This window comes from Limnobacter sp. MED105, assembly GCF_000170915.1.
GTDB lineage: Bacteria > Pseudomonadota > Gammaproteobacteria > Burkholderiales > Burkholderiaceae_B > Limnobacter.
In genome coordinates, this window is the sequence record NZ_ABCT01000002.1 from 43,605 (window position 1) to 61,441 (window position 17,837).

Below are 17,837 nucleotides of genomic sequence, written 5' to 3' on the forward strand. Positions count from 1 at the left end.
CACATTCCAATGTCAGATTTGCAAAATTAGGGGGTACAACTTTTCAATGAACAACTACTCAATTACCTTGGGCACCAAAAACAAACCTTTCTCGGCCGCTGGCGCGTTGGCCATATTGGCGGCGCGGTTGTCAGCTTCAGTTACGGCATCTTCGCGCAAACGCAATGCGATGGGCTGAATCAGTGAGATGGGATGCGCCAAGGGCTCTACGCCTTCGGTGTTTTCACTGCTCAAACGATCGGCCAGTTGCATGATGTTGTTCAATTGTTGCTCAAGGGCCTGGGCTTGCTCAGGCGCCACTTTCAAGCGCGACAAGGCCGCAATTTTTGCAATTTGTCCGGAATCAAGGGACATAAATTTTCTCCGCCGACCAGCAGGCCTGAGCATCGCTTCTAAATGATGCAAAAGCCGCTTGGTGAAAGTCTGTGTTGTTCAAAGTCTGCTTATTTTATAGGTTATCATCGGTAGCTACGCCACTTGACAAGTGAAGTCCCATAAATAGTGGCGAACCGGACAACTTCTAGACAACTTTGAGCTTCGCGGGCTTGGCAGCTCTCCAACTACACAACACAGGTTAGAACATCACCATGTTTGGGTTTCTACGCAGCTACTTATCAAACGATTTGGCCATTGATTTGGGCACGGCCAACACGCTAATTTACGCCCGCACCAAAGGCATCGTTCTCGACGAGCCCTCTGTGGTTGCCATTCGTCAGGAAGGCGGCCCCAACGGTAAAAAAACCATCACCGCGGTTGGCCTGGAAGCCAAACAAATGTTGGGCAAAGTACCAGGTAACATCGAGGCCATTCGCCCCATGAAAGACGGCGTGATCGCCGACTTCACCGTGACTGAGCAAATGCTCAAGCAATTTATCAAGATGGTTCACGAAAGCCGTCTGTTTTCACCCAGCCCCAGAATAATCATTTGCGTGCCCTGCGGGTCTACGCAAGTTGAACGCCGCGCCATTCGTGAAAGCGCATTGGGTGCAGGAGCGTCCCAGGTTTACCTGATTGAAGAACCCATGGCGGCTGCAATCGGTGCTGGCTTGCCGGTGTCTGAGGCATCAGGCTCCATGGTCGTCGACATTGGAGGCGGCACCACCGAGGTGGGCATTATTTCCCTGGGCGGTATGGTGTACGCCGGCAGCGTGCGTGTGGGTGGCGACAAGTTTGACGAGGCCATTATCAGTTACATTCGCCGCAACTACGGCATGATGATCGGCGAACCCACTGCCGAAGCGATCAAGAAACAAATTGGTTCAGCATTCCCCGGCTCTGAAGTGAAAGACATGGAAGTGACTGGCCGCAACTTGTCCGAGGGCATTCCTCGCCGCTTCACGATTTCATCGAATGAAATTCTGGAAGCTCTGACCGAACCACTGAATGCGATTGTGTCCGCAGTTAAATCTGCACTTGAACAAACACCCCCCGAGCTGGGTGCTGACATTGCAGAACGCGGCATGATGCTGACCGGTGGTGGCGCCTTGTTGCGCGACCTAGACCGCCTGCTGATGGAAGAAACCGGCCTGCCAGTGCATGTGGCTGAAGACCCACTGACTTGCGTGGTTCGCGGTTGTGGCCTGGCTCTGGAACGCATGGACAAATTGGGCACCATTTTCACCAGTGAGTAAGTAACGTAAAACGGTTCGAACTCCGGCTTGTTAAATAGCCCTGCATTGAACCGGCTAAAAGCCTATGGAGTACACACCACCACCGTTGTTCAAACAAGGCCCATCCGCACGCGTGCGGCTGGCCTTTTTTGTCGCGCTCTCGGTGGGTTTGTTGTTTCTCGATTCACGATTTGCTGCCATGGAAGTGGTGCGCAAAGCAGTGGGTACCGTGCTTTACCCCCTGCAAAAAATAGCCAGCCTGCCCATCGAATGGAGCCAGGCTGGCGTTGATTATGCGTCTTCACTTGACACCCTTCAATCTGAAAACAAAACCCTGATTCTCGAGCAACTGCAGGACAAGCAACGCCTGCATGAGCTGGAAACCCTGCGCCAGGAAAACGAGAAGCTGCGCAAGCTAATGAATGTGGGCAACACCCTGAAAGTAAAACGCTCCATTCTCAGCGAAATCGTCAGCGACGCGCGCGACCCATTCTCCCGCAAAATAATTATTGGGAAAGGTTTGATTCAGGGTGTGAAAGAAGGCATGCCGGTGATTGATGAACTGGGCCTGCTGGGCCAGGTTACCCGCGCATTTCCAAGCCGAGCCGAAGTCAGCCTGATCACTGACAAAGAACAGATTATTCCAGTTGAAAATCTGCGCAACGGTATCCGCAGTGTGGCCTATGGCGGGCTGGACGGTGGATTGATCGAACTCCGCTTCATGGCGGCGAATGCCGACATTGAAAACAACGATCTTTTGGTGACATCCGGACTGGACGGGGTGTACCCCCGCGGCATTCCGGTGGCCAGAGTCATTCGGGTAGAACGCAATTCGCGTTATGCCTTTGCCAGCATTTTTTGTGAACCCATTGCTGGCGTAGAACGCCACCGTTTTGTGCTGGTGCTTGACACCTTTCGCGAGAAGATTGTTACGGACGCTCAACCTGGCGCGAGCGCACCAACGCCCAGTGGCACCGCCCCCACAACAACAATACCGACAACAAGCCCGCCTGCTGCGAACGTAGCGCCAGCCACCACACCTACCCCCCCAAACACAACGGAGGCTGGCAGTGGCAATTAATCCATTTGGCAACTCCGAAATTTTGCGCCCGGTGAACCCCTGGTTCATTGCATTCTCCTTGCTGGCAGCCCTGCTGTTCAAATTCATACCCATCGACCGAAATTGGGTCACACCCGATCTTTTGGCATTGGTACTGGTGTTCTGGAATATTCGGCAGCCACGACGAATTGGTATTGGCGTGGCCTGGTGCTTCGGCGCAGCAGTGGATGTGCATTCGGCCAGCGTGTTCGGTGAGCATGCACTGGCTTACACCCTGCTTTCCTACTTCGCAATCACCATTCATCGCCGGGTGATGTGGTTTTCTCCAATGATGCAAGCGGCCCACATTTTTCCCTTGCTGCTGGCCGCGCAAGCGATCACAGTTGCTATTCGGGTCATGTTCGGCGGCACATTTCCCGGTGCCTGGATATTTTCGGAAAGCGTGCTGACAGCCGCTTTGTGGCCGCTCACACAGTTCTTGCTGCTCGCGCCACAAAAACTTCCAGAAAACCGTGACAACGACCGTCCGATATGACCGAGTTTAATCACCCAGAACAAGCCATCAAACAGTTCCGGTTTCGGTTGTTTCTGGCCGGGCTCTTTGTGGTGCTGTTGTTCCTCGTGTTGGTGGCGCGCTTGCTGTGGTTGCAGGTGATCAGCTACGACAAATATCAATCCAAAGCCGAAGACAATCGAATTACCATTGTTCCGCTGGTTCCAAACCGCGGGCTGATTCTGGATCGCAATGGTGTGGTGCTTGCCAACAATTACTCTGCTTACACGCTCGAAATTACGCCCTCGAAAATCGACAATCTCAACGAAATGATCGATGAGCTGGGCAAGATTGTTGAAATTTCAGCACTGGATCGCAGACGATTCAAAAAACTGCGGGCTGAATCAAAACGATTCGAGTCGATTCCGATTCGCACACGCCTCACCGATGAAGAAGTGGCGCGTTTCGCGGTACAAAGCTTCCGCTTCCCCGGCGTGGAAATTCGTGCACGCCTGTTTCGCCAGTACCCCTACGGCCCCCATGCAGCGCACCTGCTGGGCTACATCGGTCGAATTTCAGCACGAGACCAGGAACGGATCGAAGAACTGGACCAAACCAACAACTATCGAGGCACCGCCTATATTGGCAAAGACGGCCTGGAAAAGCGCTATGAAACCCAACTCCATGGGCGTACCGGTTTTGAAGAAGTAGAAACCTCGGCGGGTGGCCGTGCGGTGCGTGTTCTGTCGCGCTCACCCGCAGTGCCAGGTGAAAACCTGATGTTGTCTATCGATATTCGCCTGCAAGAGGCGGCCGAGAAAGCGCTGGATGGCAAACGAGGCGCTTTGGTGGCAATCGACCCCCGCAACGGCGACATTCTAGCCATGGTGAGTGCGCCAAGCTTTGACCCCAATCTGTTCGTGGAAGGCATTGATTCCGAAAACTGGAAGCTGCTGAATGAAAGCATTGACCGCCCTCTTCTGAATCGCCCTTTGGCGGGCACCTACCCGCCTGGCTCTACATTCAAGCCCTTTATGGCCCTGGCCGCACTGGAACGAGGCTTTCGCACCGCATCAAGCACGCTGCGCGACCCCGGCTACTTTGATTTTGGTTCACGCCGGTTCATGGATGACAAAATTGGTGGGCACGGCATGGTGGACATGTACAAGTCGATTGCCGAGTCTTGCAACACCTACTACTACATGCTGGGCAGCGAGATGGGCATCGACATTATTTCGGAGTTCATGGGGCGCTTTGGTTTTGGATCGCGCACTGGCATCGACCTGGACGGCGAGCGCACAGGCGTGCTGCCCTCTCGGGAATGGAAAGCGGGTGCATTCAAAAAAGCCGAAGCACAGCGTTGGTACTCGGGCGAAACCATTTCAGTGGCCATTGGGCAAGGCTACAACAATTACACCCCATTGCAATTGGCCCATGCCACAGCGGTGCTGGCCAGTGGCGGCATGAATGCGACACCCCGGCTGGTTCGGGCCTTCCAGAACCCGGTCAGCGGCCAGGTGACCGAAAAACCATTGGAAGCTTTTAAACAGCTAAACTTGCAACAACGCCATGTTGATTCAGTCAAGCTGGGTATGCGGGGAGCCGTACTCGAAGGCACGGCCCGGGGTGTTTTCAAGGACGTAAGCTATGAAGTGGCGGGCAAAACAGGAACTGCGCAGGTGTTTGGACTAAAACAAGGCGAAACCTACAAAGACCGAGCGGCCTCGGCAGAACGGCTGCGCGACCACGGTTGGTTTATTGCCTTTTCGCCCATGGAGCAACCACGCATTGCCTTGGCTGCAATCGTAGAGAATGGTGGATTTGGCAGTCAGTCGGCCGCGCCAGCCATTAAGAAAGTGCTAGACACCTACTGGCAAATTGAAGCGGAGAACGACCCCTCAATTGCATTGCCCACCCCCCAGGTGCCTGAGCAAACTGCCAACCCAACGTCCAGCAGGGAGTCCCGGCCGTGAACCGAACCCGCGCCATTCAACGCGAGCCCATTTGGCCACGCATCAAACCATTCCTGACTGTGTTTGACCCGGTGCTCAGCACCATTTTGCTGTCGCTTGTCTTGTTCGCCCTGATCACCCAGTACAGCGCTGCATTTGATTTCGAAGGTCGATTTATCGATCATTCGCGCAACTTGTTGATTGCATTTTTGGTGATGTGGGTAACCGCCAACCTGAAACCCCAGTTTTTGATGCGAATCGCCGTGCCGCTTTACGTGGTGGGTGTCGTTTTACTGGTTGCTGTTGAATTGTTTGGTGACATATCAAAAGGCGCGCAACGTTGGCTGAATCTCGGCTTTGTCCGGATTCAACCCTCTGAGATCATGAAGATTGCCATGCCACTGATGCTGGCCTGGTTTTTCCAGCAGCGGGAGAATGTATCCGGCTGGCGAGAATTCGCCGTGGCATCCATTATTCTGGCCATACCCGGTGTTTTGATTTTGAAACAACCTGACCTGGGCACTGCCTTGCTGGTGCTGGGCTCAGGCTTCTTTGTCATTTTCTTTGCAGGTTTGTCATGGAAAGTGCTGGCCTGGCTCACTGGATTGTTTCTGGCCAGCCTACCCCTATTCTGGACACTGATGCACGACTATCAGCGCCAGCGGGTGCTCACCTTGCTAGACCCCACACAAGACCCACTTGGCAAGGGTTTTCATATTATTCAATCCACAGTGGCCGTGGGCTCGGGTGGATTTACCGGCAAAGGTTTTTTGCAGGGCACCCAAACACACCTTGAGTTTATTCCCGAACGCACCACCGACTTTATTTTTGCGGTGCTTGCTGAGGAGTTTGGCCTGCTCGGCTGCCTGGTGCTATTGACGCTTTACACCTGCCTGATTGTGCGAGGCCTGGTCATTGCAGGCAATGCCCCCACTCTGTTTTCTCGTCTAATGGCTGGTGCCATGGCCTTGATTTTCTTCACGTATGCGTTTGTCAATATTGGCATGGTCAGTGGTATTTTACCCGTGGTAGGCGTGCCCCTGCCCCTGATGAGTTACGGGGGTACCGCAATGGTGACTTTGGGCATGGGTGCCGGTATTTTGATGAGCATTCAAAACACCAAAAAATTGATTCAAACCTGAAGGCCTTGCCATGATTAACGCAAGCAAAGCCTGGTTGCAAAACGCCTTGCCAGTGCAGTTCCAACCGTTCATCAACCGCTGGCGCGACAATACCAGCGCACCCGCCCACCAATTTACCCCGTGGCTGCTCAATGGCGAGCACTTGGGCTATTGGGACAAGCAACACCAACAAACCCTCGAGAATGTATTCAATGCAGCGGGCCTGACCTGCACGGGTACCCACCACGGAATTGAGTGCACCCACACCACTGGGCCGCAGGTACTGAGTGCCAAGCTGGCCACTGCTGGCAACATGCTACAGGCCTTGGGCCTGGTGCCTGGCTGGCGGCATGAAGAGCAGCTGGTGATGAATTCACAGGGTGAAGTATTGGCCACCGCAGAGCGGGCCCTGTTCAAAACGCTGGGGTTTCGCAGCCGCGCCGTGCATGTTCACGTGAAAAACCACAAAGGCTGTGTTTGGACGGGTGTGCGCTCCATGGGCAAGCATGAAAACCCCGGCATGCTGGACAACCTGGCAGCAGGCGGCATTGCCAGCGCCGAAAGTGTCGACAGCACACTGTGGCGTGAACTGGACGAGGAAGCCGGGCTGAATTCAGACGATTTTGCCTGGATTGAACCTTTACCCCCGCATGAACTGGTGTTAAGCCGCCCCTTGCTGTATGGTGGCTGGCATCACGAAACAGTCATTTTGTTTCATGGCCAATTAAAGCCGGGGCGACGCCCCAAAAACCGCGATGGCGAGGTTGGCGCATTCCAGTTAATGACGCCCAATGCCTGCGTTGAAGCCATCAACGCCTGGCAATTCACCCCCGATGCAGCCCTGTGCTGTGCACTGGGCCTGGCCACCGCCAAATAAACACGAAAGGAATAAACATGTTGTTGGGTTTAAAAGCCGCCACGTACCGGATTGGTACGACGGTGCTGCTGGATCAGGTTGATTTTTCAATTGAAGAACGTGAGCGCGTTGCCCTGGTAGGCCGCAACGGCACCGGGAAAAGTACACTGTTTCGCATTCTGACTGGTGAAACCACGCCTGAAGATGGCCTGGTGATCAAGCAGGACGGTTTGCGCATGACTTGCCTTGAGCAGGCCGTACCCCAAGAACACGACGACACCATTTTTGATGTAGTAGCGCAAGGCTTTGGCGCTTTGGGCAAGCACATCAGCGTTAGCCGCACACTGGGCCCGCTGGATCATGATTCTTTGACACCCGCACAAGCCAAAGTGCTTGAAGAAGCCCAACATGAATTGGGCGAACACCACGGCTGGCACCTGGAAAGTGAAGTGGATCAAATGCTGAGCCGCATGAAGTTGCCTGCGGATTTGCCCTTTGCCAAGTTGTCGGGCGGAATGAAGCGCAAGGTGATGCTGGCCAAGGCCATGGTCAGCAATCCCGATGTGCTGTTGCTGGATGAACCAACCAACCACCTGGACATTCCCAGCATTGAATTGCTGGAAGAGCAGATTCGCCAATTCAAAGGTGCGGTCATTTTTGTCAGCCACGACCGTTCATTCATGCGCAAGCTGGCCACAAGGGTGTGCGACCTGGACCGCGGCATGCTAAAAAGCTGGTCGGGCGGTTACGAAGGTTTCTTGAAGGGCAAAGCTGAATTCATGCACGCGCAGGAAAAGGCCCATGCGCTTTTTGACAAGAAACTGGCTGAAGAAGAAGTGTGGATTCGCCGTGGTATTGAGGCGCGACGCACCCGCAACGAAGGCCGCGTGCGCGCCCTGATGGAAATGCGCAAGCAGTTTTCTGACCGCCGCAATGTAGTGGGTACTGCAAAAGTGCAGGTGCAGGAAGCGGAGCGCAGCGGCAAAGTGGTCGCTGAATTAACCGACATCAATAAGCAGCTGGGTGACTTGCCAATTTTGCGCAACTTCACCAACACCATTTTGCGTGGTGAGAAAATCGGTTTTCTGGGCCCCAACGGCATAGGCAAAACCACGGCACTGAAAGTACTACTGGGGCAGTTGCCACCCGATTCAGGCCACATCAAGTTGGGCACAAAACTGGAAATTGCCTACTTCGACCAGTTGCGCAGCCACTTCAATGAAGAAGACACTGCAGTTGAAATTATTGGTGCTGGCAAGGAATTCATCACGATTGACGGTCAGGCCAAGCACGTGATCGGCTATTTGCAAGACTTTTTGTTCACGCCCGACCGTGCCCGCCAACCCGTGCGCAGTTTGTCGGGTGGTGAGCGCGCCAGGCTGATTTTGGCGCAGTTGTTTTCAACGCCGTCGAACGTGATGGTGCTGGACGAACCGACCAACGACCTGGACATTGAAACGCTGGAATTGCTGGAAGAAAAACTGATGGCTTACCAGGGAACGCTGATTTTGGTGAGTCACGACCGGGAGTTTTTGAACCAGATCGTGACCCGCTGCCTGGTGTTTGAGGGCAATGGTGTGGTCGGCGATTACGTGGGGGGTTATGACGACTGGTTGCGCCAGCGCACCACTGACCCATGGGCCCATGTGGGCAAAGAACGTTTTGAGGTGAAGGCTGAACCTGCAGCCCCCGCAGTGGCCGCGCCCGCGACACCTGCAAAGAAAACCAAAAAACTGGGCTACAAAGAACAACGCGAGCTGGAAATGCTGCCCGCCCTGATCGAGAAACTGGAAACAGAACAGGAAGCACTGGTGGCAAAAATTGGCGACCCCAATTTTTATCAACAAGAAGCCAGCGTGGTCACTCAAGCTCAAGCCCGCATGGTTGAACTGGAAAATGAACTGCTCGCAGCGTATGCCCGTTGGGAAGAACTGGACGGCTAAGGACGAATTCGGCTGGGTTGACCTTGCGTGGTCAATTCCATGCCCAAAGATTCCCACACCTCATTGGCTTCCTTGAAGGCTTTGGCCAGTTGCAGGCGCATGCCGTAAAACAACTTCGCCTCGGGCATGGTGCCCGCTGTGTCTGGCACCCGTGCCTCCAGCAGGCTGCGTGCAGTTTCTTCACTGGCAATGTGAAAACTGCCACTGACCACGCGGCCACCGGTCAAGCGCCGTACTTCCCAAGTGAAACTTTGACCCCACTCGAATTTGGCAGCAGGCGGCAAGCTCACATACTCGCTCTCCAGAGGCTCCACCCAAAATCGCTTGCCTTTTGAATCAAATAACATCAAGTTGCCTTCCCGAGGCAAGTCGCCCTGAAATACAAATTCCGGGTTACGGGTCAATAGCAGCGATCCGTCAATGGGTCGCAAAACACGAAGGGACTTGTCTTCGGTCGCGTCAGCTTTCTCACCTTTAACCGGCAACACACCGCGCGGGCGGGCATACAGGTTGATCCATTGATCAATCAAATCCAGATGCGCTTGTTCGACTGGAAACACTTTTACAGCAGGCCCACTGAGCACGCGAACAGTGTCGGCAATCACCTTGAGTTGGGCAGGGCCGTTGTACACCCGGCGGTTGCCGGTGTTCAACACCAGCACTGAAAAACGTTGCCCCTTGGGCACTGCAACTGTATGACCATGCAACAGGCGCTGGGTGGGAAGGGCGCTGTATTGCTGACCTTTTGGATTGGAAACGACCACTTTGTCGGAGGCGGCCAGCACAAAAACAACAGGCTCATTGGCCTGTGCCACCCCAGCAAACAACAGGCCGGCAACAAAGGCACACTTTAACCACACTTTCAATACCACCCCACCAATGACAAACCCACACCCAAATAATCGGATTTGTAATTGTAATCAATCAGGCTTTCGCCATAGCCAGTGAAGTATTGCAAATGGCCACGCAAATTACTGGTCAGGGGGAAAGCCCAGTCGAACTGAACCGCCCCCCGAGACTCATCGCCACCTCGAAAATTATGCCGGGTCAGTAGCGAATATTCATGGCCATTGTGCTTGTGGACCAGCAGCATGTCGCCACGACCCATGAAGTCGCTGATGTCAGGGTTGTCATCTTCAGCGGCATCTTCGGCAATGCGTAACCAGGGCCGAAATTGAACCATGGTGTTCTCGCGCTCAAACCCGACCATGCCGATCAAGCGATTCCAGGATCGCGACAGCGGCAAAGCCCGTCCGTTGGACTGATGGTTCAGACTCAAGCCCAGCAAGCGTGGCTCCCAACCCGTGGCTTCCCTGAACTCGCTCCAGCTGGAACGCCAGGTGAAAATCAGTTCTGGTTCGTAGTTGGTTTCCCGGAATGGGCGGGAGATGTCCTGATTCATGACCTGCCAACGACTGGATTGCGTGTAGCCGAACCACAAGTCGCCATTGTCACCAAACATGTTTTCCATCACTTTGGTTTTCAGGCTAAGCTGGAACTTCAACTCGTTGCGGTCCAGATTCTCGGGTGCGTCTCCCGGCTGCACTGTGTTGGCGGGGTTCGGGCTGGTGGGGCGAATGTTCGGTGATTTGTTGTGATACACCGGCAACAGGTAAACCGGCTGGTAAGGGCGAATGGAGAAGGTACCCCGTTTGGCTGAAGGGGCAAGCTCCCAACGGCGATCCAGCCAGCTCAGGGTGGTGTCTTCGCTGCGTTTGTACAACAACAGCCCGCCATCAATGGCTGCAGCTGCTTCAGGAGCGGAACCATCTTTGACCACCAGGCTTCTGCCTGTGGCATCATCAAAGCAACGCAGGCGAAGTTGGTCGTCCTCAAGAAAAAGGCAAGCCCGGAGTGCTTCTTCATCCAGGGTTTTATTTTGAATGTCCTGGGCGTTGGCCCAGCCGCCCAAGCCGAAAAGGCCCAGCGCTACAAGTAGGGTTTTATTCATAATCGCGTACTGCATCAAGCTTGGTTGGCTAGATACTCTCACATTTGGTTACAATTCTTAAATGGTTTCATTCCGCTTCAAAAAATCGTCGGCAAACAAAGACACTTCCACCAGTGGGCAGGGTCGCGAGTTCACCATTGACGAACTGGCGCGCACCGCCAATACGACAGTGCGCAATGTGCGTGCCTATCAAGACCGGGGTTTGTTGGCCCCGCCCGAGAAACGTGGGCGCGTGGGTTTTTACAACGAAGACCACTTGTCACGGCTCAAGCTTATTGGGCAAATGTTGGGGCGCGGTTACACCCTGAGCAACATTCAGGAAATGCTGGACGCCATTGACAAGGGTTACGACCTACGCCAGCTGCTGGGTTTAACGCATGCGATTACCAGCCCGTGGACAGACGAAATTCCGAAGAACTACAACCCCGTGCATTTGGCCACCATGTTTGGTACCAGCCTTAGCCGTGGCGCCTTGGCCAAAACAATTGAGTTGGGTTTGCTGGAACCCGATGGTTTGCGTTACCGTGCGCCAAGCCCGAAAATTTTGCATGCCGGTGCTGAAATGGCCAGTGCAGGTTTGCCCTTGCTCGACCTGCTGGATTTGATTGCATCGCTGCGTGGGCACCTTGAAAGTTTTTGCGACCAAGCGGTTTCGCTGTTTGTAAAAGAACTGGATCAATACGGCGACAACCTGCCACCCAAAGAAGAATTGCCCAGGCTTGCGCAACTGATCTGGAAGATTCGCCCCCTGGCCATGACCGCCATTGAATCGGAAGTGTCACGGGCTCTGCAAAAGTCTGCCAGCAAGTTTGTGGATGAACGAATTGTGGGTTTGATCGATAAAATGGCTGAAGAAATGCCCAACAATCCTGCGCTTCAACCCACTGGCTGGATACAACCGGACACCCCCGCCACAGGCGAAGACAAGAAATAAACCTGCAGGTTTACAGCAACAAAAGCAAGCGATTGCCGTGCTGATTCTGTTTGGCCTGGTACACGAAGCGTTGTGACACCATGCGCATGAAGGCCAGACCCATGCCACCTTCGGGCAAGTCGCCCAAACTCAGATCGTCTTGAAATGAGTGCTCATGGTGCATCGTGTCAAGCACACGGGCGGGAATGCAACTGCCATGATCTTCAATCAACACACCCACTCCGTGCTGAAACGCAAGCACAGTGAGCTGTGCAGGATCGGGGCGTTTGTCTTTAAAACCATGCAACATGACGTTGGTCAAGGCCTCCGACACCACCAGATCCGTGTTGTAACAAACCTCCTCGGTGTAGGCCAGTTCTTCGACAAAGGCCCGCACGGCTCGGCTTAATACACCAATATTGACGGTATCCGCCACGGCAGTAAATGCGGTGTAATTCAGAAACTCACCCAGCTTGAATGCTTGCTCGTGCGATGAAAACTCGTCTTGCAGAGCCAGGCCGACTTGCACGAACTCATCGACCAATTCAGAGACACGCGCAGACTGCAAGGTGATGCGCTGGACTTCAAAACTTTCACGCCACTGAATACCCAGCAATGAAAGGTCGCCCTGGATGCTCTCTTCTTTCCGTCCAGAATCGAGTAGGCGCGAAAACTCGCGGGTTAGAACATGCCCCTGTGTGTCATCGAGCAATACAGATTGTTGCCAAACTTGTGCGTTGGGTACGCCCAAGGTTTTGGCACACTCGCGCGGATAAAAATAAAGACGACTGCCAGGCACGATCACACCTTGGTAAATAACGTGCCCCGCCCCGGAAGCTTGCGCTGGTTCGCCCTGTGTACCCAAAAACGCAGGGGCCAAGCCGGGCTGCGCCATGACCATCGCCCACTCGCCAATGCCCGCGACCAGCAGGGTGCCTTGGTCCAGATTGATCAAACCGTACAACAAATCAAATTGTGGTGGCTCGTCTTTCAGAGACGGCGAAATGCTTGAGAGTTGGGCCAATACCTGCTCGGGGCTGGCCAGATAACGCCGAATTTTTGAACTGGTTTCTTCCACGGGAAACAGCACTCGTGTGGCCCGCGCCATTGAGAACCACCGAGCCAATGCCATGGTTTGCAAGGCTGTGGCCGTGTCCTGGCCGGCCATGTTCAACATGAAAAAACCATGCTCGTTGGCTTGGGTTTCAAGCAAGCCCATTTGTTTGCCGCATACATAGCCTTGCGGCTGATAAATGGTTTGAATCGCGAACGGCCAGGGATCTTGTTTGCTTTTGGGCAACAAGGCCCGCTGGATGCGGGACACCTCACGCATGTCGCGTTGCAAGGCTTCATACAGCTGGCTAAGTTCAGTGTGCCTGCGCTCGAGCCCCATGTGCAAATCTGCAATTCGCTCGGCAGTTTTCAGGCGCACTTTCAACTCGCCAGGGTTGACTGGCTTGGTCATGAAGTCGTCTGCGCCCACACGCAAGCTGTTCAAAAGGTCGTCGCGACTGGCGTAGCCCGTGATCATGATGATGTAAGTGTAGGCATTTTGCTTTTGGGCGCGCACTTGCTCACACAATTCAATGCCGCTCATGCCAGGCATGTCCCAATCGGTCAGCACAAAGTCGGGCTGGTGTTTTTCAATCAGAGCCAGCGCTTCATGGCCATTCTTGGCGGAATGCACGGTGTAACCCCAACTGTGCAACATGGCCTCGAAAATTCTCAAAAAGCTGCGAGAATCGTCGACGATGACAATCGATTTTCCCACCTGTTCCGGCCGCGATGCAGGCCGACGTTCCTGAATTTCCTGAAGTCGAAACACCAGTTCGGGCACCTGCCGATCGGTATCCACCACATCGCATTGATCCAGAACACCAGGGCGTGGGGCGAGCATCAGGATAGATACATCATCCTCGAAACCTTTTTGCGCAATGACCGAGCCACCCCAATGCTGAACACGCATTTGAATACGTTCGGGCAAATCGGACCAGCGGCCCTGAGTGCTTTGCTGATTGACAAACTCAAGCAGGCGTTCTTCACCAAACGCCTCGGAGCTGGCAGACAACACTTCGGTCACACCATCGGAATACAGAATCAGGGAGTCGTCATCACCCAGCGTCAGCTCAATGTCTTCGAAGTCATCAAAGTCAAACAATCCGACAGGGTACCCACCACTGCCCAGCACTTCGGCCTGTTTTCCGGCCGACAACAGCAAGGGGGAGGGGTGGCCAGCCTGGCACAGGGACACCCGTCGATTGGCGGTGTTGAACACACCGTAAATCATGGTGAAATAGGAAAGATCAGATTCGGTTTGCTGAAACAAACGGTTCAGGCGCGCCACTACGTCGCGAGGACGCGAGACCAAACGTTGACCATCTGAACCAAACCGTCCTTCAAACACAATGCTGGTGGCGGAGCGATCTGCAAACATTTGTACCAGTTGCATGGACTTGACTGCGGCAGGTATGCCATGGCCGGACACGTCGAGCAGGTAGAAACCATACACATCGCGTTGCAGCTCGAACACCTGAAGGTGATCGCCCGATACATACTTGGACGGCACAGACAGCCACTGATAGTTCAAGCCCTGAAAGGGACTTTGCGCCTCGGGCAGAAAACTGCGTTGAAGGCCGGACACCGCACGGAGGTCTTGCGCAATTACATCGTGGGCTCGCACCAGTTCAGCGGTTTTGCGAGCCAGCCGTGCCTGAAGTTCAATTCGACGAACTGCCGACTGCAGGCGCGCTTCCAGCTCATTGCCATCCACTGGTTTGGTAAGCACGTCGTCTGCGCCGGCATCGAGTGCCTTGATGAGAAACTCTTCATCATTTTGAGCCGACATCAAAATGATGTAGGTGTACTGCCCCAAATCCAATTGGCGCAAAGCCACACACAACTCAGTGCCCTGCATGCCAGGCATTTGCCAATCGGCCAGCACCAACTGGAAGCGATCACGCTCCACCAGTTCAATGGCTTCTTGGCCGCTGGCCGCAAACTCAACCGGATAACCCCACTTGGCCACCATGTGAACGAAGAGATTTCGCTCAACCACCGAATCATCAACAACCAGAATTCGCGGCAACAGTTTATTGGGGTCGTGGTCTGTCACAATGAATTAAGCCTGCTGCAGAAAGGCAACGGCCTTGGGCATGTCGTCCAGCAGGGAAAACTGTCGGTCCATGCGCGAGAGCTCAAACATCATTCGCACTGATTTGTTCATACCGACCAAAGCCAGCTTGCCCTGATGATTGGTGATGTTTTTCAGTAAAGCCACCAGGGAACCCAAACCACCCGAGTCCACCAATTTGACGGCGCTAATGTCCAAAGCGAATTTTCGTGTGGCGTCCAGCTTGGACACCACCGCATTGCGAATGATGGTTCCCACTGCACTGTCCAGTCGAACCGCATCTACACGCAGCACGAAAATATCCCCCACCTCTTCTGTCGAAACCATGTTGTTCGCCCTAAACTGTTAATTCTCTTTTCTTAAAGTGTGCTCTTTTAGACACTTCGCGCAATAATTGTATAAAACAAGCTCTAGAAAATGAGCATATACAAAAACAATAGGATAACGTGTCAGGCAATGCTGCATACTTTTTAAAAGATTGACAAATATTGTTCAATTATTTCCAAGTGCAGTAATTTAAGCAGGCCATTATTGAAAACCTGTTCTTATATTCAAGTCGACCAGCGAACCCATTTATGCGACACCTACTATCTCTAGCGTTATTCCTATTTTGCCTGACTGGGTTCACACAAGAAAGCGGGGCACCCACAACAGCACCTGCCAATGTGGAAACTGCGCCGGCCGTTGAACGAACCCGTACTCTGACCTTTGCCCAAATGGGGCAGCCAAACGGGGTTCGGTTGAGCGGGGTCAACCGCTTTGTAGACTTGAATTCAGGCATACGCCTGGACGAATTGGTGACCCGCGCCAACCTTAGCCTGCGCGTGCTGTATCCGCAGGGCATGCGCCACGACCAATCCTTTGTGCGCGTGTATGTGAACAACCAGCTTTCGGGCATCTCTCAGCTGAGTGTAGCAAGGGCAGGCGTACCGCACACGGTGGAAATTGACCTGGACCCACTGTTGTTTTCTGATTTCGCGACCATTCGTGTTGAATATGACGGTACCTACGACAGTGAATGTGTGGACCCGGGCAATCCAACCCTGCGTTTTGACATTCGCCCCGAGAGCACCTTAACGATTGGATCCACACCACTGAACCTGGTGAACGACCTGGCCCTGTTGCCAGCGCCATTTTTCGACCCCCGTGACAATCGGAAACTGCGACTGCCACTCGTGCTGCCCCTGGAGCAAACCGAAGCCAGCATGAAAGCCGCGGGCATCCTGGCCTCGTGGATGGGTGCACAAGCCTTTTACAGGCAAGCTGAATTTGAATTGCTCGATGTTGCATCGCCCACGCGTCACACCATTATTCTGACCAAGGGTAAAAAAATGCCCGAGGGCATGAGCGAGGCGGACATTGAAGGCCCCTCACTGATGATTGTGAGTGCCAAAGAAACCCCTTGGATAAAGCACCTGTATGTGATGGGCCGTACCGACGAGGAACTGCTACAAGCGGTGTATGGGTTGGTAATTGAAGGGCAGGTGCTGAGCGGCCAGAAGGCCTTGGTGAAAAAAGTAGACCTGGGCGCACCGCGCAAGCCTTACGATGCACCACGCTATGTGCCCACCAACCGCCCTGTGCGTTTTGGTGAGCTGATTGATTTTCCGGGACAACTGGAGGTCAGCTCTGACAAACCACGCGCCAGTGTCAATTTGCGCCTTCCACCCGATTTGTTCAGCTGGGCGGGTCGCAACATTCCGATGGATTTGAAGTACCGTTACACCGCACCCTCCCGTTGGAATGATTCGCTGCTGAATATTGAGATCAACAACTCGTTGATTCAATCCTTCCGTCTGGCACCACGCTCGGAACAGGTACAAAACAAAATCAACATTGACTTGTTGGGCCAGGCTGAATTGACCAGTGAAGAAGCATTGCAAATTCCGGCCTTCCGCGTGGGTGGCAACAACGAACTGGCCTTTGCATTTGGTTTTATGGCTGAGGGTGGCGGCTCTTGCACACGGGTATCACAAGTTGCACGGGGATCTATCGATCCGGAATCAACCCTGGATTTCTCGAACCTGCCCCACTACACCCGCATGCCGAATTTGACCGCCTTTGCCAATGGCGGTTACCCCTTCAGCATCATGGCAGACCTCTCGGATACGGCCATCGTGCTTCCCGCCAACCCCACACAGCTAGAGATTCGCTCTTACCTGAATGTAATGGGTCTGTTTGGTCAATGGACAGGGCTGCCCGCCACACGCACCAGTTTGATTGTTTCTGACAAGCCCGAGACGATTGGCAGCAAAAACTGGCTGGCTCTGGGCACCAGCGATCGCTTGGGCTGGTTAAATACAGCCAACATGAACTTGCCGATGGTGCTGAACGCCACAGAACGCAGCATGGGCCTGCCGCCCGCTATTCAATGGTTGAGGGGCTTGTGGCAAAGCGACACCGAATTACAACCCAGCAACAGTGCCCGTGCATTGATTCAAACTGCGGGTTCACTGGGTGCAATTATGGGATTCGAGTCGCACCTTGCACCCAAAAAGGCGGGGCTGGTCGTGACCGGTACAGATCAAGACAGCTTTGAGCGCGCCGTGGCTGCACTGTCAGATTATGGCGATGTGGCAAAAATCAAAGGCAGTGTAAGCCTGATTCGGGGCAATGACATTCAAAGCTACAGCTTGGGCGAAACCTACATCAGCGGCGCACTGCCCTGGTGGCTGCGTTTGCGCATTGCGTTTTCCGAATACCCGGCCTTGATCGCGGTGGGTGGTGCACTGGCTGGGGTTATTTTGGCGATCCTTGCATTTGGCTGGCTCTCTGGCCGGGCATCGCGCCGTACAAAAGGCAATTGAA

General features: G+C 53.9%; 14 protein-coding genes. 9 read left to right on the forward strand and 5 right to left on the reverse strand.

Translation table 11 applies throughout. The features are described 5' to 3' along the window. Positions 1-54: 54 nt before the first annotated feature. On the reverse strand, positions 55-354 hold the full coding sequence (gene gatC, locus LMED105_RS03075; RefSeq protein WP_008248079.1) for an Asp-tRNA(Asn)/Glu-tRNA(Gln) amidotransferase subunit GatC: 300 nt from the start codon (positions 352-354) through the stop codon (positions 55-57). Positions 355-587: 233 nt separating this feature from the next. Between gatC and LMED105_RS03080 the strand changes: the two genes are divergently transcribed. The 7 genes from LMED105_RS03080 (at position 588) to LMED105_RS03110 (ending at position 9,035) form a co-directional block, all read left to right on the forward strand. Beyond that, the gene (locus tag LMED105_RS03080; protein WP_008248080.1) at positions 588-1,631 is read left to right on the forward strand and encodes a rod shape-determining protein; all 1,044 of its coding nucleotides are present in this window, start codon (positions 588-590) and stop codon (positions 1,629-1,631) included. Positions 1,632-1,695: 64 nt separating this feature from the next. Then, positions 1,696-2,691 carry a rod shape-determining protein MreC gene (mreC, locus tag LMED105_RS03085; RefSeq protein WP_008248081.1) on the forward strand — a complete coding sequence of 332 codons (996 nt, stop codon included), beginning with the start codon at positions 1,696-1,698 and terminating at the stop codon, positions 2,689-2,691. Beyond that, entirely contained in the window at positions 2,681-3,205 is a 525-nt protein-coding gene (gene mreD / locus LMED105_RS03090; protein ID WP_008248082.1) for a rod shape-determining protein MreD, read from the forward strand. Before mreC ends, mreD begins: the two co-directional genes overlap by 11 nt. Further along, positions 3,202-5,136 carry a penicillin-binding protein 2 gene (mrdA, locus tag LMED105_RS03095; RefSeq protein WP_008248083.1) on the forward strand — a complete coding sequence of 645 codons (1,935 nt, stop codon included), beginning with the start codon at positions 3,202-3,204 and terminating at the stop codon, positions 5,134-5,136. Before mreD ends, mrdA begins: the two co-directional genes overlap by 4 nt. Beyond that, complete coding sequence (gene rodA / locus LMED105_RS03100) at positions 5,133-6,257, forward strand: rod shape-determining protein RodA (RefSeq protein ID WP_008248084.1); 1,125 nt, start codon at positions 5,133-5,135, stop codon at positions 6,255-6,257. Before mrdA ends, rodA begins: the two co-directional genes overlap by 4 nt. A 10-nt stretch (positions 6,258-6,267) precedes the next feature. Then, complete coding sequence (locus LMED105_RS16075; protein WP_008248085.1) at positions 6,268-7,113, forward strand: NUDIX domain-containing protein; 846 nt, start codon at positions 6,268-6,270, stop codon at positions 7,111-7,113. Between the two features lie 17 nt (positions 7,114-7,130). Then, a complete protein-coding gene (locus tag LMED105_RS03110; protein WP_008248086.1) occupies positions 7,131-9,035 on the forward strand; it encodes an ATP-binding cassette domain-containing protein in 1,905 nt (634 codons plus the stop codon). Here the strand turns inward: LMED105_RS03110 and LMED105_RS03115 are convergent. Both LMED105_RS03115 and LMED105_RS03120 read right to left on the reverse strand, forming a co-directional pair. Beyond that, positions 9,032-9,901 (reverse strand): hypothetical protein, encoded by an 870-nt coding sequence (locus LMED105_RS03115; RefSeq protein ID WP_008248087.1) that lies wholly within the window; start codon positions 9,899-9,901, stop codon positions 9,032-9,034. The two genes, LMED105_RS03110 and LMED105_RS03115, sit on opposite strands and share 4 nt — an antisense overlap. Further along, positions 9,898-10,986, reverse strand: a complete 1,089-nt coding sequence (locus LMED105_RS03120; RefSeq protein WP_198006785.1) for a phospholipase A — start codon at positions 10,984-10,986, stop codon at positions 9,898-9,900. Before LMED105_RS03120 ends, LMED105_RS03115 begins: the two co-directional genes overlap by 4 nt. 61 nt (positions 10,987-11,047) lie before the next feature. On the opposite strand from LMED105_RS03120, the gene LMED105_RS03125 reads away from it, so the two are divergent. Continuing rightward, the gene (locus tag LMED105_RS03125) at positions 11,048-11,920 is read left to right on the forward strand and encodes a MerR family transcriptional regulator (protein ID WP_008248089.1); all 873 of its coding nucleotides are present in this window, start codon (positions 11,048-11,050) and stop codon (positions 11,918-11,920) included. Between the two features lie 10 nt (positions 11,921-11,930). Here the strand turns inward: LMED105_RS03125 and LMED105_RS16080 are convergent, their stop codons facing one another. Next, on the reverse strand, positions 11,931-15,011 hold the full coding sequence (locus LMED105_RS16080) for a response regulator (RefSeq protein WP_008248090.1): 3,081 nt from the start codon (positions 15,009-15,011) through the stop codon (positions 11,931-11,933). Positions 15,012-15,017: 6 nt separating this feature from the next. Further along, on the reverse strand, positions 15,018-15,356 hold the full coding sequence (locus LMED105_RS03135) for an STAS domain-containing protein (RefSeq protein ID WP_008248091.1): 339 nt from the start codon (positions 15,354-15,356) through the stop codon (positions 15,018-15,020). A 248-nt stretch (positions 15,357-15,604) separates the two neighbouring features. Here LMED105_RS03135 and bcsB point away from each other — a divergent pair, with 248 nt between their 5' ends. Further along, positions 15,605-17,836 (forward strand): cellulose biosynthesis cyclic di-GMP-binding regulatory protein BcsB, encoded by a 2,232-nt coding sequence (bcsB, locus tag LMED105_RS03140; protein ID WP_083797079.1) that lies wholly within the window; start codon positions 15,605-15,607, stop codon positions 17,834-17,836. The last annotated feature ends 1 nt before the right edge of the window (position 17,837 follow it).